At 62.8% G+C, this 834-nt stretch carries 1 protein-coding gene; it reads left to right on the forward strand.

Going from position 1 to position 834, the window contains the following annotated elements:
- Positions 1 to 412 precede the first annotated feature (412 nt).
- Positions 413 to 834, forward strand: a 422-nt coding sequence (locus ACYQ2W_RS26450) for an AAA family ATPase (protein ID WP_459874091.1), incomplete at its 3' end; no start/stop codon positions are given.

The raw sequence follows: 834 nt of genomic DNA on the forward strand, positions 1-834 counted from the left end.
GGCGGCGGCCACCTGGAACCGGAGCTTCAAGCAGGCGCTCAACCGCTTCTCCGAGCGGCTCCACCCGCTCGACCGCCGCTACGTGGTCTACAGCGGCGAGGCGATCGCCTTCAGCGACGGGGTCGAGGCGCTGCCTTTCCCGCGGACGGGAGAGCTGTTCGGAGAGTGAGCGCGGCTCCAAATTTAAGAGAATCAACCGCAGATCAACGCAGATTTTCGCAAATGGCTGTTCAGTCCAATTTGCGGAAATCCGCGTTGATCCGCGGCTCACTCAAAGGGGCGGCCGGTCGCGCGTGATCAAACTTATTCGCTGATGAATAGCTAAATTTATTCACTCATCGTTGACTAAATTTATGCACAGATCGATGATCACCACGCACTGCTCCAACGGCTCCAGCACCAGTTGGACGCGATGCCCGATGGCACCCTCGGCTACCTGCTGATCGACGAGGTCAGCTACATCCGCGACTGGGACAAGGCGGTGAAGTACGCCGCCGACGCGGGGATGCTGGAACGGGTGGTGCTGGTGGCGACCGGTTCCGATCGGGTGCTGATCCAGGAGGCACGGATGCGCCTGCCCGGCCGCCGCGGGCGGGAAGAGGTGGTGGACTTCCATCTCTTCCCGCTCTCGTTCCGCGAGGTGGTGACATTGAAGCGGGGAAGCGGGCTGATCGCCGCCATTGACGAAGTGGCTACCGAGGGCAACGAGGGGCCGGACGCCGAGGTGATCGACACCCTCTTCGCGCTCTTCGACGACTACCTGCTCCACGGCGGCTACCTCACCGCGATCAACGACCTGGCGAAGGAGGGCCGCATCGGCGAGGCGACGCTAGC

The organism is Endothiovibrio diazotrophicus (assembly GCF_054657215.1).